The following is an 18,868-nucleotide window of genomic DNA, read 5'->3' as shown; positions in this document are numbered from 1 at the left end:
GTGCAAAAAAGCCGCAGCTAATTGCTTAGCTGCGGCTTAAACTAAATAGTAACAACTAGTTAGGTGTTATTTACCAATTGCTTCTTTGGCGAACAAATGTTTAATGGGGCCAAGGTTGTCTACAAGGCTTAAACCAACACCACGTACAAGCTTTTTCAATGGATTAGCGCCCGCAAATAGCTCTTTTAAGCCTTGCATCATGGCAATATGTTTTTGTGCATCAAGCTTACGAGTACGTTCATAATCACGCAGCGTGCGTGCACTTGCAAACTCGCCTTGATCATTACTTAATAGCTCAATTAAATAAGCGGCGTCTTTTAGGCCAAGGTTCATACCTAAACCAGCTAATGGATGAATGGTATGCGCTGCATCGCCCATTAATACTACTTTGCCCGACAGCCACTGCTGGGCATAACGCATTTTAAGTGGAAACGCCATGCGCTCACTTTGCACTTCACATAAACCACATTGGCCATCGAGGGCTGCCATAACCGCTTTATTAAAGTGGCTATCATCAAGCGCTAAAAGTGTGTCGCAATGCTCTGGGCTTGTTGACCAAACAATTGAGTGCGTATGTTTATCTGGCAAGGGTAAAAACGCCAGCGGCCCGGTTGGCAAAAACACTTGGCGTGCTGTGTTGTTATGCTCATCAGCGGTTTTAACCGTGGCAACAATGGCGTGATGGTCATAATCTTTAAAAGTAATTGGCATATTGAACTGCTTGCGAATAGCCGAGTTAGCCCCATCAGCCGCCACTAATAACTTAGCAATAACAGGCTCGCCGCTTTCAAGAGTAATAAACACATCAGAGTCGGTTTGATGAATTTGCTGATAGCGAGTTTCGAACAATAAAGTGGCATTACTTTGCTTTTCAAGTTCGCTAATTAAAGCGTAGCGAATAATGTCGTTTTCGACGATATGACCGAGCTGCGGTAAGTCGAGATCGTTATGATCAAAATGAATCTTACCAAAGCTGTCTTGATCACGTACATCCATCGAGGTATAGGGTGTAGCACGTTGTTTAATGATCTCTGGCCATACATTTAAAGACTCGAATAAGCCCTGACTAGCCAAGCTTAATGCGCTCACGCGAAGTGCATAATCATCACCCGGTAAGGTTTGATTTTTACTCGCATCAATCACCACAACGCTGATATCTGCTTTTGCTAAACCTAGTGCTAGCGTAAGGCCAACACAGCCACCACCGACAATACAAACTTGTGCTTGTTTCATATCCGTTTACCTTGCTTAACCTGACCCATAAGCTGTTTTGCCAGCGGGGTTTTTAACGAGGAGAATAAATCCATTGAGAAAAGACCAATGCTGCGACCAAGCGCAAGCAATCGCGATGAGTTTGAGAACAAACGCACTAGGCTGTCTGTGAGTGTCATCACGGTCGTAATATCTTTACTGCGAGTTTGGCTGTAATAACGGGTAAAGGCGTAATCACCAAGGTCGCTTCGGTTTGCCATATCACACAGTAGTTGCACATCACGCAGACCTAAATTAAAGCCCTGTCCGGCAATTGGGTGGATTGCATGGCCTGCATTACCAATTAATACCGTACGGTGGCTGCTCAGTGATTCTGCTTTACCATAGACAAGCGGATAACTTGCACGCATACCCACTTTACTAAATGAGCCGCCGCAGTAACCAAATGCTTTTTGCAACTCAGCTAAAAAGGCATCGTCTTCAAGTGCCATATGGTGCTCAATTTGCTCAGGCTCCATACACCATACCAGTGAGTATCGGTTGTTACTCATTGGCAACAGTGCCATTGGGCCGTGCTCGGTAAAACGCTCAAAGGCATGATGATGATGACCACCAGCCACTTCGATGTTGGCAATAATCGCCGCTTGCTGATAAGCGCGAGTATTAAACTCAATATTAGCCAGTTTACGACTTTGCGAATGAGCGCCATCGGCAATCACCACAAGTTTTGCGCTTAACTGCTCACCCGAGTTTAGCGTGATGATGGCACAGTCGCTTTGGTATTCAAGCTTGGCAACCGTATCTGGGCAATACAAACTAACATCAGTACGAGTAAGTTGCTGGTGAAGACTACGCCCAAATGGATTCACTTCAACCACATAGCCAAGAGCATCATGACCATATTCTTGGCAATCAATATGCGTTTTACCAAAATGACCACGATCAGATACGGTTACTTTTTCAATCGCTGCTGCAAATGGCGCATGGCAATCAAAAGCATTGATTGATTTTAAGTACTGAACAGACTGCTGAGCCAGCGCAATGCTTCTATCATCAAAGCTTGGGTGATAGTCTGCGCTTACTTCACTTGCTTCAATTACAGCGATTGATAACTGTTTATTGCTCTGTTTTAGACCCAGAGCACAACTTGCTCCCGCCATTCCACCGCCGATAATGACAACATCAAACTGCTTTGCCACGCTTGCTCCTAGCCTTTATTTGCTTGCATCACTGCTTCAATGTCACTAATGGTTTTAGGAACCGAAATGGTCAGGTTTTCATGGCCATCTTCAGTGACAAGTAAGTTATCTTCAATACGAATACCGATGCCTTTATATTGCTCTGGTGCTTTTGCATCTTCGCTAATATATAAACCCGGTTCGATAGTTAGCACCATGCCCGGCTCAAATACGCGCTCTTTTTCATCAAGCTTATATTCGCCAACATCGTGCACATCTAACCCAAGCCAGTGACCAAGACCATGCATGTAAAATGCTTTGCACGCTTGGTTTGCCATTAGCTCATCAAGCTCGCCGGTTAAAATGCCTAAATCAATAAGCCCTTGCGTCAGTACCGTTGAGGCTAATTCATTGGCTTTCGATAAACTACCGCCCGGCTTAACTTGGCTAAATGCTGCTTCTTGGGCTGCTAATACAATGTTGTAAAGCGCCGCTTGTGGTTCGCTAAACTTGCCATTGACTGGGAAGGTGCGTGTGATATCTGCCGCATAACCTTCAAGTTCACAGCCAGAATCAATTAATACTAAATCGCCATCTTTTAGCTCAGCATCATTTTGTGTGTAGTGCAAAATGTTGGCGTTGTCGCCACTGCCGACAATCGTGCCATAAGCAGGGTGACGAGCACCATTCATTGCATAATGATGATGAAGCTCTGCTTCTAATTGGTATTCAGTTGCGCCTGGTTTGGCAAACTGCATAGCGCGAATATGCCCTTGTGCACTAATTTCGCACGCTGTGCGCATAATGTTTAATTCTGCGTCAGATTTAAACAACCGCATTTCATGCACTAAACCACGAATATCTTTAATGGTGTGTGGGGCTTTGTAGCCTTTTTTAGGTGCGCTGCGAAGTGTGCTTAATAAATCCCAAATTTTTGCATCGAAATTTGCGTAAGTGCCTTGTGCATAAAATAAAATCTGCTGGCCGTTCACCAAATCTAATAATTGTTCATCTAGTTCACTTAGTGGGCAAGTTGCGTCGAATAAGTACTCAGATTTAGCTTTTTCGAAGCCAATTCGACGGCCGTGCCAAATTTCAGCTAGTTTGTCTTTGTTACGGCAAATAAGCGTACTTGGTGTATCGCTCGACGGGCAAAGCACTAAAACCGCATCTGGTTCGTTAAACCCAGTAAGATAGAAAAAGTCACTGTCTTGGCGAAATGCATATTCAGTATCACGGCTGCGTGTTACTTCTCCAGCAGCTGGAATAATAGCCACGCTGTTTTTATCCATCATCGCAAGCAAGCGCTCACGACGGGCTTTAAATTCAGCTTTATCGATAGCAATAGACGACATGCTAAACCTCTGTAATTTGATTAGTGAAGGGTCTTTTTAGTGCTTTTTCCTACTGGCTCTTTACCTAGCTCAGCAAAACATAGCAATGCAGAAACACGCACATACTCAATCACTTCGTGCAGTGCTTGGCTGTCTTCTTCGGTCTCTTCAAACATGGTGTCTAGGCGGGTAATTTCACTAAAGTCGCTGATCACTTCTTTCACATCAGCTGATAACTTGCCGTAATCTTTTTGTTTTAAACCAAAACCAAGCATAAAACCCGATACCCAAGATACTAAGCCATTGGCTAAATCGATCAGTGTTTCATCATCGCTTGGTAAAAATAGGTCAAACTGAAATTCTTCATCACTAAAACTGGCAACAACCTGAGAATATACATCAGCAAAAAATGCTTTTAAATCTTTACTAAAAGCTTGGCCATCGTTGAATACATCACTTAATAAACCTAAGTATTCATCGGCTTCAATATTGATGCCACAGGCTAATAAACCACTTATCACACCATGGGCTTCTGACGGTGCGACAAAAATTTCATTTTTTTCTAATAACAATTGGGCTTGTTGGTAATCAGGTAACGTGCTCATAACTTTTTCTTTGTTCGGCTAAGTAACGTCATGCTACCACTCGATAAATCGCAACTCCAATTAATTGTATGATTGAGGTCAAAAAGCAATCTGAAAAGTAAATAAGCAGTTAAAGGTGGGGAAAAACTACGCGAACGATCCGCTTTTTTTGCTTCTATGGTTTAAGGATTGAAACTTGTCTTATATACTGAAGGTGTTCCCTAGGGTGCAGGAGCTTGGTTAAGTCCCTGAGCCGATAAATTTTATGTTAGGGTTTCTGTTCGTTTACTATTGTGCAAGCTCGGCATGTACCGAGAAGCCTACGGTAGACCGCAGATCCCCGCCCTGAAACCTCAAGGTTTCAGGACTGACACCGGGCACCGCATACTTGGGGAACACCATTTCTATTTAGTTTCAAGTTTCAAGTTTCAAGTTTCAAGTTATCAATACTTTCCCTATATTTCCCTTTTAGTTTTCGGCGTTGAAACGCCTCCTACATCTCGAAACTCGTTAACTTTACTCTTTCCCCTTGCTAACTCGCTAACTTATTTGTTTTTATCTGATAGCTGACGGCTTCAAACGTTGGGTTTCGCTCTACTCTAACTAACCTACGAGCTAATGAGTCAAGCACTGTAGGTCGTCATTTATGGCGACACATAATCACTAACATTGACGGGCTAAAGCCCGACCTACTACTTACCCGTTATTTAAGAAATATCGCGCGAAATAAATTTCACGCCTACGGTATCGGGTTTAGCCATAGCAATGTCCAGGCACAATCTAACTTTACTCTTTCCCCTCGCTAACTCGCTAACTTGTATGTTTTTCTGATAGCTGACGGCTTAAAGCTGATAGCTCCTGTGTGTTGGGTTTCATTTCACTCTACCCAACACACATGTTTTCAATCTATCGCCCCTACTTAAACCATCCCTGAAAGCGCTCCATTAATAGGTAATTAACTGGCACTAATAGCAAGGTGATAAGCGTTGCGAAGATAATCCCAAAGCCAAGGCTTACCGCCATAGGAATAAGGAATTGTGCTTGCGTTGCTTTTTCAAATAGCAATGGCATTAAACCAATAAAGGTGGTTAAACTGGTTAACATAACTGGGCGGAAACGTGCTGCCCCTGCAACCTTAACAGTTTCAAGTAAGTCACCGCCTTCTTCACGCTTCTTATTGATAAAATCAACCAGTACCAGTGAGTCATTCACTACCACGCCTATCAAGGCTAACATGCCAAGTAAGCTCATAATGGTTAACTCCATACCCATTACCCAGTGGCCCATTACCGCACCTATCATGCCAAACGGAATAACACTCATCACGATCAATGGCTGGGTATACGACTTAAACGGTATCGCTAATAACGCATAAATAATAAAGAATACAAACACGAGGCCCCAAGCCAGTGAACCAAATGACTCACGCTGCTCTTTGGCCTCACCTTCGAGTGTGTAATCAACACCTGGGTATTGCACCATTAGCTCATCTAAGTAAGTTTTTAAGTCTGCTTGTAGTACCGTCATATTGGTATTTGATTTTTCAACATCAGCTGTGACATTCAATGTTCGATAGCGGTCAATACGGTAAATAGACGATGGGCTTTGCCCCGGCACTAAAGTAGCCACATGCGAAAGCGGCACAGTCCCACCAGCAGGTGTTTTAATAAGTATGTCTTTTAAGTCTGCAACCGAGCGACGCTCTTCAATCGGTAAGCGTACCATTACCCGCACATCGTCACGCCCACGTTGAATGCGCTGTACCTGCGCACCAAAAAACGAGTTACGCACTTGCTGCGATACATCAACACGGTTTAATCCAAGCGCTAAACCTTGCTCTGTCAGCTCAATTTGCAACTCTTCTTTACCATCTGACATGCTATCGGCTATTTCGTACACAGTTGGATACGTCGATAAACGCACTTTAACTTTTTCAGCAACTGCTTCGAGGGTGTCGATTGAGCTACCGCTTAGCTGTACATCAATCGGGCTAGATGTTCGGCCAAACTCAGCACGGAAAGTGACACTCTCTGCTCCCGGTATAATACCGATAAGATCACGCCATTCGCTGGCAAGTTCTCGTGAGCCTATATCTGATTCACGCTTTTCTGCTGGCATGATCTCAAATCTAACACTACCGGTATTTGACGAACCACCACGGCCACCTGTGGTTGCCAAAATATTTAGAATTACACTTTGGCCGTCTTCATCGCGGTATTTATCTTGTAATTCTTTTGCCTTGTCTGACATTTTAATGACGTATTTATTGGTCACTTCAAACGGTGTTCCCGCAGGGAAAGTTACGGATGCACGTACAGTTTCACTAGGAATACGCGGGAAAAAGGTAAATTTAGTCCAACCACTTGTGATCAAGGTAACAATAATTACAAAAATCCCCACAAATAAGCTAACCGTAGCCATTTTATTCTTTAAAGCTAGATTCAATAATGGTTGGTAATACTTCATTATTGCGTGTTCAAAACCATCAGCAAAACGCTGTTGAAGGCGCTCTAGTCTCGATGGCTCGCCCTTTTCATGACGTAGCTTTAAGTATTTTAAGTGTGCTGGTAATACAAACTTAGACTCAATCAAAGAGAACAGTAAAACCGGAATAACCACGACAGGAATTTGTGCAAAAATGGCGCCTCGAGCACCTTCAATAAAAGCGAGAGGTAAAAATGCCGCAACGGTTGTAAGTACACCAAAGGTGACTGGAGTTGCCACCTCTTGCGTTCCACGAATAGCGGCTTGCTCACCACTTTCTGCTGTTTTTAAGTGGGTATAGACGTTTTCACCGGTAACTATGGCATCGTCAACAACAATACCGAGTACCAAAATAAAACCAAATAAACTGATAACGTTAAGTGTGATACCAAATATCGGCATCATTAAAAACGCGCCCATGAACGACACTGGGATACCAATAAATACCCAAAATGCAATGGCTGGACGCAAGAATAAGGTGAGTAGTGCAAGGACTAAAATTCCGCCCTGAATTGCGTTACTGGTAAGCGTTGCTATTCGGCTTTTTACAACTTCTGAGTCATCATCCCAATAACTTAACTCAAACCCTTCAGGAAGCTGGCTTTGATGCTCAATTATGTAATTTTTTACCGCATCAGCAACTTCAATCGCACTTTGCGGGCCAATACGATACACATCAATAAATGCAGCTTGCTTACCATTAAAGCGAGTGCGAACAGGGGTTTCTTCAAAATCATCGCTAATACGAGCAATGTCACCTAAACGAATAATTGTGCCATCAGCTTGGTTTTTTACCACTATATTAGCAAATTCATCTTTGCGATAAGCTTGGCCTTTCGAGCGGATGAGTACATCACCCCCTTCTGTTTTTAAGTTACCGGCAGAAACATCAGTACTAGAATTGCGAATTGCTGATGATATGTCAGCTAAGCTTAAATCATACTGGCGTAAGGTATCTTGGCTCACCTCTATTGCTATTTCGTAATCACGAACCCCACTTAGCTCAACTTGAGTTACACTTGGTAAACGCAGTAGTTCATCACGCACGGTTTCTGCGTATTCAAGGGTTTCTTTTTCGCCATAAATACTTGAAACAGAAACGGCAATTACTTCTCGCTTCCATTCAGCAAGCGAAACTATTGGTTTTTCAGCATCGACGGGAAAGGTGTTAATTGCATCTACTCGGCTTTTAATGTCAGCCAAAAGCTCCCTAGGATCATACCCAGTCTCAACTTCAATACTTACCGAAGAAGAACCTTCAGAAGAGCGGCTAGTGATACGCTTAACTCCCTCAAGATCTTGCACCGCTTCTTCTATGCGAATTGATACCCCTTTTTCAACATCTTCAGGAGTTGATCCTCGAAGTGATACACTGACACTAATTCGGTCAGACTCAAACGATGGAAACACTTCAAGTGGTATTTGCGTCGAAACGCTAAATAAACCCGCTAATAAAATGCTGATCAGCAATAAGTTTGCTGCAACATGATTCTTTGTAAACCAAGCAATCATTATTGCGCTCCTTGCTCTTTAGGCGGCTGTTGATTGCTTGAACGCTTAGCTTTTCCTCTGGTTGCCTGATACTCTTCGCTACCCATAACGGTAACTTGCGTACCAGAACTCACTTGACCAAGCAGTGTAATCACCAAGTTATCGCCTGCAGACAAACCATCAGCGACAACAGCTTGGTTAGCGTTTTGCCAAGCAAGTGCAATATTTTTACGACGCAGTACACCCTGCTCTTCTACGTAAACATAGGTGCCTTGGTAAATTGCGCTATTTGGGATCACAATGGCATTTTCAATAGCTTTACCAGTAATTTGTGCTTTGATGTACTGACCAATTTTAATTGGATACTGATTCACAGTCGTGGCTTTATAAGGGTCGTTAATTTGCGCAACCACATAAAGCTGCTGCGCATTTTCATCTATAGCGCCTTCAGTACGAATAACTTGACCTTGCCAATGCTGTTTACCAACAAGGTCTGAGCTGAATTCAACTAATGAACCCGCGCTATTTTTAGCCCCATCACGAAATTGCTCTGGCAAATTAATAAACGGTAAGTCTTTATTTTTGATTGGTAAACGGATCTCAACTCTATCGATAGCATAAATACTGGCAAGCTCCATGTTATTACTCACCACTTGGCCTAAATCAACGCTACGACTTAAAACACGACCCGCATATGGTGCTGTGATCTTTGTACGCTCTAAATCAAGTTTCGCTTTTTCAAGTGTCGCTTGCGCAGACAACACACTGGCTTCGGCTGCTGCTAATTGTGGTTTACGAAGTACCAAGCTACTTGCTTGCTCACCTTTACCTAAGCGCTTCCAGTCAGTTTCGGCCTGCCGACCACGAGCCTGTTCTTCAAGTAAACCCTGCTCGGCTGTTAATAAGGCCGCTTGCGCTGATTTTACTTCGGCACGGTGATCTCTATCATCTAATCGCAACAACACATCGCCTTTTTCAAAAAAGCCACCTTCGCGAAATTGCTCACTTATTTCAATAATTTGCCCTGATGCTTGCGCGACTAACATACTTTGCGTTCGCGGTTTTACGGTACCAAAACTATCAATCATCACTTGATAAGTTTCTGGCGTTAAGGTTTTAACAGCCACATTTACTTTCGCTTTCGGTGGTGAAGAAAAACGATTTGCTTGCGGCGGGTTACCTTTAATAAACATGACGAGTAATACTGTCACAACAATGACAATAACTGGAATTAATATTTTACGTGTCTTAGTATTCATGATTATTGCTCTGCTACTTCGCTATTTGCTTCACTAAAGTCACCGCCAAGGGCAATGTGTAAGTTGATTCTATTTTTAATAAGTTGGTTTTTGAGTTCGATAACAGAGCTTTGCGCGTTAAAAGAGCGATCTTGCGCATCAAGCACTGTCGTGTATGTTACTAAACCACTTTGATATTGCTCAAAAGACAAACGCTCTGCGGCAATCGCATTTTCTTGTGCTTCTAAGGTTTTTTCATAACGCACTTTCAAGGCTTGCTCTTGACTGATTGCAGTTTCAACTTCATTAAATGCATCATAGAGTGTGGCAAGGTAAGCTTGCTCCTGACGTTTAACGCTAAGCCTTGCCTGCTCTTCATTGGCTTTTAAGCGACCACCTTCAAAAAGCGGCATTGAAATACTACCTATCAGTGACCAAGCTAAGCTTGAAGGCGAAAATAAATCACTCACTCTATCTGTGCTATCACTGATAGATGCTGAAAGATTCAAACTCGGAAAACGTTGTTTGTGCGCGTAAGCAAGTCCTGCATCAGTACTTAACAACTGATACCAGCTTGCCATTAACGCTGGTTTGCGGGTGATAAGCTCTGAAGGTAAACCCAAAGGAATTGTGTTCTCAAGTAGTGGCAAATCGGCACTAACCGATAATGCCCCAGCAGGATATTGGCCTGTTAAACGCTCTAAATCACGAATTGATTTAGTTAAGGTAGCTTGCTGTGCAGCAATATTCGAGCGCTCAGTATTTAGCTCATTACGGGCAAGGTAAACGTCAAGCGCTTCATTTAAACCTTGACGATAACCCGACTCAATAATATCTAAGTTTTTCTCGGCGTTTTGTTCGCGCTGCTTATATAGTTCAAGTAATTTGTGGTTAGTAATTACATCAAACCAACCCGAAACCACATCAGCTACTAATTGTTGTTTACTTTGCGAAAATGTGGCTTTTTCAGCTAAATATTCAAGGTTTGCTTGCCGTTCAGAGGCCGATAATTTACCCCATAAATCAACTTCGTAGCTTAATTCTAATGATGCTGAACTAGCGTTGTTATAACTAACAGGGCGATTATCTTTACTACGGCTCGCTCGTGTTGATAAATCAAGGCTTGGCCATAAATCGGCCCCAGCAGCAATAAGCTGTTGCTCTTTAATCGCCACATCATAACCTGCTTGTAAAATTGCTTGGTTATGGGCTAATGCTTGCTCAACTAAATTAAAAACTTGAGGGTCCTGTAACTGCTGCAACCAATTATCTTCAACAGCAAGAAATTTGTTGTCCGTAGGTAATTGCTGCCATGCACTTGGTAAGGTCTCAAGCTCAGCGACTCGTTCATTATGAGTCGTCTGGCTTGCACATGCACTTAGCAAAATTACACTTAAAGCCAATAAACTCGGCTTATATTGCCAATTCATTCTAAAAACCTGAAAAACATCTATTTATGATTGTAATTCAAGCACTACCTTAAGTTTTGCTCAACTGACTTTACATAACATTACACAGTCTGGTATTTGGTAAGGATGAACTGTAGAAAAATAGGGATAAGCTGCGAGTTTACAAAATTGTAGCGATTTTATACCGCATAGAAATGGTTTAAATGGTGAAGAATTTAGTTTGATAACACGGGGGAAACCCGCTGCTACGAGTTTGGTGTTGAAACGCCTCCAATTTCTCGAGTCTAGTTCCTTGTAACTTGCTAACTTTACTCTTTCTCCTTGCTAACTCGTATTTTTTAAATCTGATGGCTGATAACTCTGAGTTCGTTGGGTTTCACTCCGTTCTACCCAACCTACAAGGAAACAGAAACAAAAAAGCCTCGCGATTGCGAGGCTTTGAATCAATGGTGCCCAGAGGCGGAATCGAACCACCGACACGAGGATTTTCAATCCTCTGCTCTACCGACTGAGCTATCTGGGCATTTTAAACTTTCGTTTAAAAATAAATGGTGCCGACTATCCGAGTTGAACGGATGACCTACTGATTACAAGTCAGTTGCTCTACCAACTGAGCTAAGTCGGCACACTAAATCTGTGTGCGTTTAGCACTTAATCACATTGTGATTATAAATAATGGTGCCCAGAGGCGGAATCGAACCACCGACACGAGGATTTTCAATCCTCTGCTCTACCGACTGAGCTATCTGGGCAAAAATTTAATTTTATGCAGAATATCAACAAGGATTTTCAATGCAATTCCCGATGGCTCTACCGACTGAGCTATCTGGGCATTTTAAACTTTCGTTTAAAAATAAATGGTGCCGACTATCCGAGTTGAACGGATGACCTACTGATTACAAGTCAGTTGCTCTACCAACTGAGCTAAGTCGGCATACTAAAATCGTGTGCGCTGTGCACTATAATCACTTTAAAAGAGATTATCAAATAATGGTGCCCAGAGGCGGAATCGAACCACCGACACGAGGATTTTCAATCCTCTGCTCTACCGACTGAGCTATCTGGGCATAACAAAAAGCTAGAAGCTTGATGTTTAAATAAATGGTGCCGACTATCCGAGTTGAACGGATGACCTACTGATTACAAGTCAGTTGCTCTACCAACTGAGCTAAGTCGGCACACTAAATCTGTGTGCTATGCACGATACTGATGCTTAGTCTTAAGCACCAATATATAAATAATGGTGCCCAGAGGCGGAATCGAACCACCGACACGAGGATTTTCAATCCTCTGCTCTACCGACTGAGCTATCTGGGCAAACTTCGGTTTTAACAGGAAAACCTCAACGGATTTTCAATACAACTTCCACAGTGCTCTACCGACTGAGCTATCTGGGCGTGCGGCGTATTAAACGGGTTTTGCCTTCTCAAGTCAACTATTTTTTGAGGATTCTATCTGTTTGCACAGTTTTCAATCAAGATTGCTGTTTTTAATGGTTTTTAGACTATTTATTCAACAAACTTATGCGCTTTTACAACGTCTTATGTTTTTAATCAATTTCCTAGTCTAAAAACGTGGTGAATTTTTCTTCATTGATGGTAGGATTATCTAATTATCAAGAATATACCTACTATTGCAGTATAAATTGTTGGATTAAAGCTATGCGAAGTAAATCAACTTCTCCTGTAAAAGGCCTGTTACCGCTTTTTATTATTACGAATCTTGTTATCACACTTTTAGCAGTTACTGCTCTAGCTTTTTACCCTTCCAACAATTCTGAAAAACAAACATCACAACCCAAACTCACCGCATCACAAGTTGCATCTCAGTTATCAGCTCCTTTGGTAAGCGCATTAACAATGCCAGGACAAGATAAAGTAAAAGAGGTATTAGATGTTAGTTTGTTGCTAAACAATAATTTTGATTACTACTTATACCGATATGAAGTAAATGGTGATGTCTCACTGGTGTTTGCAAGTAATCAAGAGCGAATTGATGCAAGTAAAGTTAATCAGCAACTCGAACAAAACATGCTTGTTCATACTGTACTTGAGTTTAACGACCAACCAGTCGGCGAGCTTATAGTTAAACAGCATCCAACTGAACAGCCTGTAGTTCAGTCAGCTGGGATTTCATATGCTTTAGCCGCTTTAGCTGTATTAGCGCTGATAATTTTGTCAATTGCGATGAGTATATTTATCAATAAGCGTTTTACTAAAAGTAGCGGCTCTTTAAGCCAAGAGTTAATTGCGATCACGAATAATGCAGACTACAACACGCATGTTACAGAGAATCTTGAGTTCGGATTAGATATTGTTGCTGAAAATATCAATCAATTGCTGAGAAAGGTTCAATCCGCAATTAAAGAAAACAAAGCAGCGCAAGCCGATCTGCAAAAACTACAAAGCAGCCTAGAAACAGAAGTACACAACAGAACTCTCGCGCTTGAACAAGCAACTTTAAAAGCAGAACAAGCGAATGAGACCAAAACAACCTTCTTGGCAACCATGAGTCACGAAATTCGCACACCGATGAATGGTGTGATTGGTACCATTGATTTACTTCGCCAAACTGAGCTTGATGGTGCCCAGCACAGGCTAAGTACTATTATCCGTGATTCTGCGTTTTCTTTATTAGGTATTTTAGACGATATTCTCGATTTCTCGAAAATTGAGGCAGGTAAGCTTAATATAGATAATATTCCATTTTCTGTTTCGGATACTGTTGAAGAAGTAGCTCGCGTTCTGTCATCAGTTGCAAAAAAACGAAACCTTGAACTTGAACTTGCTATAGCACCCGATATTCCCACAAACTTAATCGGCGATACCGTTCGAGTTCGTCAGGTACTCTATAACCTATGTAGTAATGCTATTAAGTTCACAAGCACAGATGAAAACAAAAAAGGTCATGTAAAAATATCTGTTGAGGTTGCTCAGAACACAACCGATCATTACACATTGCGTTTTACTGTTTCTGATAATGGTAAAGGAATGACGCAAGCCCAGCTTCGTGAAATTTTTAACCCCTTTATTCAAGCCGAAGGCTCTATTACTCGAGAATATGGTGGTACCGGTTTAGGATTATCAATTTGTAAAAGCTTAACAGAACTTATGTTGGGCAGTATTTCTGTTAGTAGTGACTTAGGTATTGGTAGTGAATTTGTTGTCAATTTACCATTTAGCACCGAAGGTAAAGTAGATCTCGCCCACAGACATACAATGAAAGGCCATCGTGTTGTTGTGGTAACACAACATAGCGGCCGTAAAGCTTTGCTTGCCCGTTATTTATCTTTTATGGGAGCGACTCATGTTTTTGCCGATAGCAATGATTTAATAGAGGCGGAACAAGATAACGAAAACATTATCTGGATCCTCGATGGTATAGAGGGAATGGAGGATATTAACTATATCTTGCGCCGTTTACTCTACACACTAGAAGATAATAACCAGCAAGTTATCGTGTTGAGTAAATTAGATGAAGCGGCGGTAAATCATAAAAATATCTTCTACTTAAATGCGTCACCATTTTGTAAGTCAAACTTCATGATGTCGCTGTTAGTGGCTGCGGGTTTACACACACCTAAACAAGTTGTCTCAACCAAATCTTTCAATGATTACTTGAGCGTTGACCAAGCTCGTGACGAAAACAAACTCGTGCTTTTAGTAGAAGATAATGTGCTAAACCAGCAAGTGTTAACAGATCAACTTCACTTGTTAGGCTATGGTGTTGAGCTTGCTGAAAATGGCGAAAAAGGTCTTAATATATGGCGAGCAGGCCATCACTCAATTATTTTAACTGATTTGCACATGCCAAAAATGTCAGGGTATGACATGGTTGAAAAGATCCGCAATGAAGCATCTCAACTCGAAGACATTAATGCTCAACCTTACATAATTGCTATCACAGCAAACGCTCTTAAAGGCGAAAAAGAGCGCTGTTTAAATGTAGGAATGAATGACTATATAACAAAGCCTGTTGAGTTAAACGTACTTGAAGCCGCACTTCATAAATGTGCTTATAAAGCTAACCCTGAAGAGGTGAAACTGGCCCCACCTAAACCTGCAATCCCTATTGATATGAGCGTATTATCTAAATACGTAAATAATGATGAAGCTAAAAAGCTACGCTTTTATAAAATGTATTTAGAGCAAAGTAATCAACTTAGCCGTGAAGTAAATGCAGGGGTTATCGAGCTTGATCTTGAGAAAATAATAAACTCATGCCACCAGTTAAAATCTATCTCAAAAACGATAGGTGCAATGAAAGTCGCTGAGTTGGCTGAACAATTTGAACATCGCTGTAAAAATGAAGACCCTACAAGTGATGAATTAATTGAGCTTAGAGATAATTATGAAATTGAATACTCTAAAGTCGCTCAATATATAAAAGAGCAAATACAAAAAGCCGAACAAGAAAACAAATAGTACTTATCAAAAAAGGGCCATAACGGCCCTTTTTACTTTATTTTCTTGGTTTATTTTTCTGGTGGACGGTAGCCTTCGATTTCTACGTCTTTACCTTCAAATAAGAAACCGACCATTTGCTCTTCTAAAAAAGCACGGTGCTCTGGGTCCATCATGTTTAAATGCTTTTCGTTAATCAACATCGTTTGCTTGTGTTGCCATTGGCCCCACGCTTCTTTACTGATGTTGTTGAAAATCTTTTCACCAAGCTCACCTGGGTATAGTTGGAAGCCTAAGCCTTCAGCTTCTTTTTGTAACTTTTGACAAAATACTGTACGTGCCATAATTGCTCTCTACTCTTATTGCGTGATGCTATTGTAATCTATTGTGCTTAATTGTTTAACCAGCTTTTTCGTTGGCGCTGCAAGGCCAACTTCAACTGACTCATCAAGCGGATACCAAACCAGTTGTCGCTCATTGATGAGATCTGGAATATTTGGCAATGTTAAAACATGCGGATTAATAGTCAGTTCAAAATGTGAAAACACATGGGTAAAGGCTTCAAGTGCCTGCGTATTTGCAGTTAAACCGTGCTGAGCTAAAAATGTTTCTAGTTCAGTTAATTCGCCAAACTCAAAAAAGCCAAACAAGCCGCCCCATATTCCAGAGCTCGGACGTTTTTCCATAAGTACTTTATTGTCACAGGCTAGGATCAGCTGATGACATGACTTTTTAGGCACTGCCTTTTTCGGTTTTGAATGTGGGAACTCTTTAACTTTGCCTTCATTAAAAGCAAGGCATTTACTATTTAAAGGGCACGGCTCACAATCAAATTTACTACGCGAACAAAGGCTTGCACCTAAATCCATCATTGCCTGATTAAACTCAGTGACCGACTCTTTAGGGGTTAATTGCGATGATAATGACCAAAGCTGGTTTTCGACCTTTTTCACCCCATACCAGCCTTCAATCATAAAAAAGCGCGCCAGTACTCGTTTTACATTACCGTCTAGAATTGGGTGATGTTGGCCAAGCGATAAAGACAAGATAGCCCCTGCAGTAGAGCGACCAATGCCAGGCAAGTCCATCACCTCTTCAAGTGTGGTTGGAAATTGCCCTTGGTATTTATCACGAACTATTTTTGCTGTTTTATGTAAGTTGCGTGCACGAGCGTAATAGCCAAGGCCAGTCCAGTGGTGCAACACCTGATCTTCATCCGCATTAGCAAGCGCAATGATGTCAGGAAAGCTTTGCATAAACTTTTCAAAGTAAGGAATAACAGTTACGACTTGAGTCTGCTGTAGCATGACCTCAGAGATCCATACCTTATAAGGGGTTTTATTTAACTGCCATGGAAGAGTTTTACGGCCGTGAAGGTGATACCAGTCAACCACTTGGTTTGCAAACCAAGTTGACTCCTTATTGCTTAAATTCAAAATAACATCTTTACTTGCTGAAGCTCATTGCGGCCAAGTCTATTGCAGTTAGTTAGGCCAAGCAAGTCGAACCGACTCCGCCTTGCCTAAATAGCCCACATATGGCTGCAAAATTAATCTCGAAAGATAAACAGGTTCTTACTATTGTACTCAAGGCGCAGGTCAGGGATAATACGCAACCTTTTTCTATAGTCAGTGTTTTTTATCAGGCCAAATTATATGAATGACTCAAGTAACCCAAACCTCGAGCAAGCAAAGCAAGAGGGTAAATATATCCGCACGATTCGTAGTTTCGTTAAGCGCGAAGGTCGCCTAACAAAGGGCCAAGCAGCCGCCATCGAAAAGTGTTGGCCAACAATGGGCCTTGAGCATAAAAATGGTATGCTCGATCTAAAAGAAGTATTCGGTAACGATAACGATGTCGTACTAGAAATCGGCTTTGGTATGGGTAAATCACTGGTTGAAATGGCTAAAAACGCACCAGAACTTAACTTTATTGGTATTGAAGTTCATCGCCCTGGTGTTGGCGCTTGTTTAATGGACGCTGACGAAGCAGGGATCACCAACTTACGTGTATTCGAGCATGATGCAGTTGAAGTGCTTGCTGATTGTATTGCTGATGAGAGTTTATCTAAACTGCAATTATTTTTCCCTGATCCATGGCATAAAAAGCGTCACCACAAGCGTCGTATCGTGCAGCCTGAGTTTGCGCAAAAACTACGTAGCAAATTAAAAATTGGTGGTGTTTTTCACATGGCGACTGACTGGGAAAACTATGCCGAGCATATGCTTGAAGTAATGCAAGTTGCTGAAGGTTACAAAAACCAATCAGAAACCAATGATTACGTTCCTCGCCCAGATTCACGTCCATTGACAAAATTTGAGCAACGCGGTCATCGCTTAGGTCACGGCGTATGGGACTTGATGTTTGAGCGTACTAAGTAATAAAAGGTAAAAGCAGCATGAGTAAGTTAACCAACCCAAGTTTATTATTGCTTCGAAATGAAGACGAACTTGTTGGCCAGTCGATTTTAGTGGTTAACTTTGAGCAAGATGGCTTTTTACGCGAACTTAAAACGCTAAACCCAGACGCAAAAATTACTGCGTTCAGTTATAACCACGCTAATGCCATGTATGCCAGCAAAATTGCAGGTGTACATGCTGTGGTTGATCACACTATTCCAAATGGTAACTACGATTTAGTTATCTATTACTACCCAAAAGCTAAGCCAGAGGCACTAATGTGCCTTGATAATATCCGTGCTGTTTGCCAGCAAGATGCTCAGCTTTTTGTGGTTGGTGAAAATAAAAGCGGCGTTAAATCAGCAGAGAAACAACTAAAGGACCACTGTGGCTTTAGTAACAAAATCGATAGTGCTAAGCATTGTATTTTGTATATGTTCTCTGAGCTTAAGTTAAATGATAACTTCGATATCAGCCGCTATCACAAACAATTCCAAGTTAAAGCTGGTGATGTTGAATTCACTGCTATCAGTGTACCAGGGGTATTTAACCACGGTGCTCTTGATGTTGGTACCGCGGTACTACTTAACCATGCCCCTTCTATTAACAAGGGAAAAGTGCTCGATTTTGCTTGTGGGGCAGGCATAATTGCCACCTACTTAGGTTTAAAGCAGCCTGAGCTAGAATTTGTTTGTAGCGATGTAAGTGCCCTTGCAACTTACGCCACAGAACAAACACTGGCACTAAATAATCTCAAAGGTGAAGCCATATTAAGTGATGGTTTAGCAAGCATTGAGGGTAAATTTGATTTAATTATCAGTAACCCGCCTTTCCACACGGGTATTGCCACAGACTACACCATTGCCGAGGCCTTTCTAAGCTCTGCAAAGCAGCACTTGAGTAAGCAAGGAAAATTGACCATTGTTGCTAACAGCTTCTTAAAATATCCACCCATTTTAGAAGCGCAATTTGGCCAGTACAGCACCGATTTTAAAAATACTAAATTTGCCGTTTACTCAGCTTCATAACAATTTGTAAAATAGCTTATTCATAACAAAAATATTTTATTAAATATTTAGTTACTTTTTCTGTTTTTGCTAGACTTAATTTTTAATAACAATATAAAAAGATTGGCC

The 18,868-nt window shown here is 41.6% G+C and carries 12 protein-coding genes, 7 tRNA genes and 1 other RNA gene; 4 read left to right on the top strand and 16 right to left on the bottom strand.

Features of this window, described 5'->3' with window-relative positions; translation table 11 throughout:
* Positions 1 to 66: 66 nt before the first annotated feature.
* The 4 genes from NH454_RS09480 to NH454_RS09465 are packed head-to-tail and all read right to left on the bottom strand — an operon-like array spanning position 67 to position 4,329.
* Positions 67 to 1,233: an FAD-dependent monooxygenase gene (locus NH454_RS09480; protein ID WP_253038854.1), complete on the bottom strand. Its 1,167-nt coding sequence runs from the start codon at positions 1,231 to 1,233 to the stop codon at positions 67 to 69.
* Positions 1,230 to 2,411 carry a 2-octaprenyl-6-methoxyphenyl hydroxylase gene (gene ubiH / locus NH454_RS09475; protein ID WP_253038853.1) on the bottom strand — a complete coding sequence of 394 codons (1,182 nt, stop codon included), beginning with the start codon at positions 2,409 to 2,411 and terminating at the stop codon, positions 1,230 to 1,232. Before ubiH ends, NH454_RS09480 begins: the two co-directional genes overlap by 4 nt.
* A gap of 8 nt (positions 2,412 to 2,419) precedes the next feature.
* Positions 2,420 to 3,745 carry a Xaa-Pro aminopeptidase gene (gene pepP / locus NH454_RS09470; protein ID WP_138558705.1) on the bottom strand — a complete coding sequence of 442 codons (1,326 nt, stop codon included), beginning with the start codon at positions 3,743 to 3,745 and terminating at the stop codon, positions 2,420 to 2,422.
* Positions 3,746 to 3,765: 20 nt separating this feature from the next.
* Positions 3,766 to 4,329: a UPF0149 family protein gene (locus NH454_RS09465; RefSeq protein ID WP_135925810.1), complete on the bottom strand. Its 564-nt coding sequence runs from the start codon at positions 4,327 to 4,329 to the stop codon at positions 3,766 to 3,768.
* Positions 4,330 to 4,523: 194 nt separating this feature from the next.
* Here NH454_RS09465 and ssrS point away from each other — a divergent pair.
* A non-coding RNA gene (gene ssrS / locus NH454_RS09460) (6S RNA) lies at positions 4,524 to 4,707 on the top strand.
* A 516-nt stretch (positions 4,708 to 5,223) separates the two neighbouring features.
* Here ssrS and NH454_RS09455 read toward each other — a convergent pair.
* From NH454_RS09455 to NH454_RS09410, 10 genes are all read right to left on the bottom strand, one after another.
* Positions 5,224 to 8,304: an efflux RND transporter permease subunit gene (locus NH454_RS09455; protein ID WP_253038852.1), complete on the bottom strand. Its 3,081-nt coding sequence runs from the start codon at positions 8,302 to 8,304 to the stop codon at positions 5,224 to 5,226.
* Positions 8,304 to 9,542 carry an efflux RND transporter periplasmic adaptor subunit gene (locus NH454_RS09450; protein ID WP_253038851.1) on the bottom strand — a complete coding sequence of 413 codons (1,239 nt, stop codon included), beginning with the start codon at positions 9,540 to 9,542 and terminating at the stop codon, positions 8,304 to 8,306. Before NH454_RS09450 ends, NH454_RS09455 begins: the two co-directional genes overlap by 1 nt.
* 2 nt (positions 9,543 to 9,544) lie before the next feature.
* Positions 9,545 to 10,951, bottom strand: a complete 1,407-nt coding sequence (locus NH454_RS09445; RefSeq protein WP_253038850.1) for an efflux transporter outer membrane subunit — start codon at positions 10,949 to 10,951, stop codon at positions 9,545 to 9,547.
* 426 nt (positions 10,952 to 11,377) lie between these two features.
* Positions 11,378 to 11,453: transfer RNA gene (locus tag NH454_RS09440), tRNA-Phe, on the bottom strand.
* 26 nt (positions 11,454 to 11,479) lie between these two features.
* Positions 11,480 to 11,555, bottom strand: a tRNA-Thr gene (locus tag NH454_RS09435).
* A 51-nt stretch (positions 11,556 to 11,606) separates the two neighbouring features.
* A tRNA-Phe gene (locus NH454_RS09430) sits at positions 11,607 to 11,682 on the bottom strand.
* Between the two features lie 106 nt (positions 11,683 to 11,788).
* Positions 11,789 to 11,864 (bottom strand) — tRNA-Thr (locus tag NH454_RS09425).
* A 57-nt stretch (positions 11,865 to 11,921) separates the two neighbouring features.
* Positions 11,922 to 11,997 (bottom strand) — tRNA-Phe (locus NH454_RS09420).
* A gap of 35 nt (positions 11,998 to 12,032) precedes the next feature.
* Positions 12,033 to 12,108: transfer RNA gene (locus NH454_RS09415), tRNA-Thr, on the bottom strand.
* 63 nt (positions 12,109 to 12,171) lie between these two features.
* Positions 12,172 to 12,247, bottom strand: a tRNA-Phe gene (locus NH454_RS09410).
* Between the two features lie 344 nt (positions 12,248 to 12,591).
* Here NH454_RS09410 and NH454_RS09405 point away from each other — a divergent pair.
* Positions 12,592 to 15,354 carry an ATP-binding protein gene (locus NH454_RS09405; RefSeq protein ID WP_253038846.1) on the top strand — a complete coding sequence of 921 codons (2,763 nt, stop codon included), beginning with the start codon at positions 12,592 to 12,594 and terminating at the stop codon, positions 15,352 to 15,354.
* 50 nt (positions 15,355 to 15,404) lie between these two features.
* On the opposite strand, the gene NH454_RS09400 is transcribed toward NH454_RS09405, so the two are convergent.
* Together NH454_RS09400 and mutY are read right to left on the bottom strand one after the other, a co-directional pair.
* Positions 15,405 to 15,677 carry an oxidative damage protection protein gene (locus tag NH454_RS09400; RefSeq protein WP_036970432.1) on the bottom strand — a complete coding sequence of 91 codons (273 nt, stop codon included), beginning with the start codon at positions 15,675 to 15,677 and terminating at the stop codon, positions 15,405 to 15,407.
* A gap of 15 nt (positions 15,678 to 15,692) precedes the next feature.
* Positions 15,693 to 16,772 (bottom strand): A/G-specific adenine glycosylase, encoded by a 1,080-nt coding sequence (mutY, locus tag NH454_RS09395; protein WP_253038879.1) that lies wholly within the window; start codon positions 16,770 to 16,772, stop codon positions 15,693 to 15,695.
* Positions 16,773 to 16,988: 216 nt separating this feature from the next.
* Here mutY and trmB point away from each other — a divergent pair, with 216 nt between their 5' ends.
* Together trmB and rsmC are read left to right on the top strand one after the other, a co-directional pair.
* On the top strand, positions 16,989 to 17,714 hold the full coding sequence (gene trmB / locus NH454_RS09390; RefSeq protein ID WP_135925827.1) for a tRNA (guanosine(46)-N7)-methyltransferase TrmB: 726 nt from the start codon (positions 16,989 to 16,991) through the stop codon (positions 17,712 to 17,714).
* A gap of 17 nt (positions 17,715 to 17,731) precedes the next feature.
* Positions 17,732 to 18,760, top strand: coding sequence for a 16S rRNA (guanine(1207)-N(2))-methyltransferase RsmC (rsmC, locus tag NH454_RS09385; protein WP_253038845.1), 1,029 nt, complete (start codon positions 17,732 to 17,734; stop codon positions 18,758 to 18,760).
* Positions 18,761 to 18,868: the final 108 nt, after the last annotated feature.

Source organism: Pseudoalteromonas sp. Ps84H-4 (genome assembly GCF_024124645.1).
GTDB lineage: Bacteria > Pseudomonadota > Gammaproteobacteria > Enterobacterales > Alteromonadaceae > Pseudoalteromonas > Pseudoalteromonas lipolytica_C.
This window is presented reverse-complemented; position numbering and strand designations above follow the sequence as displayed.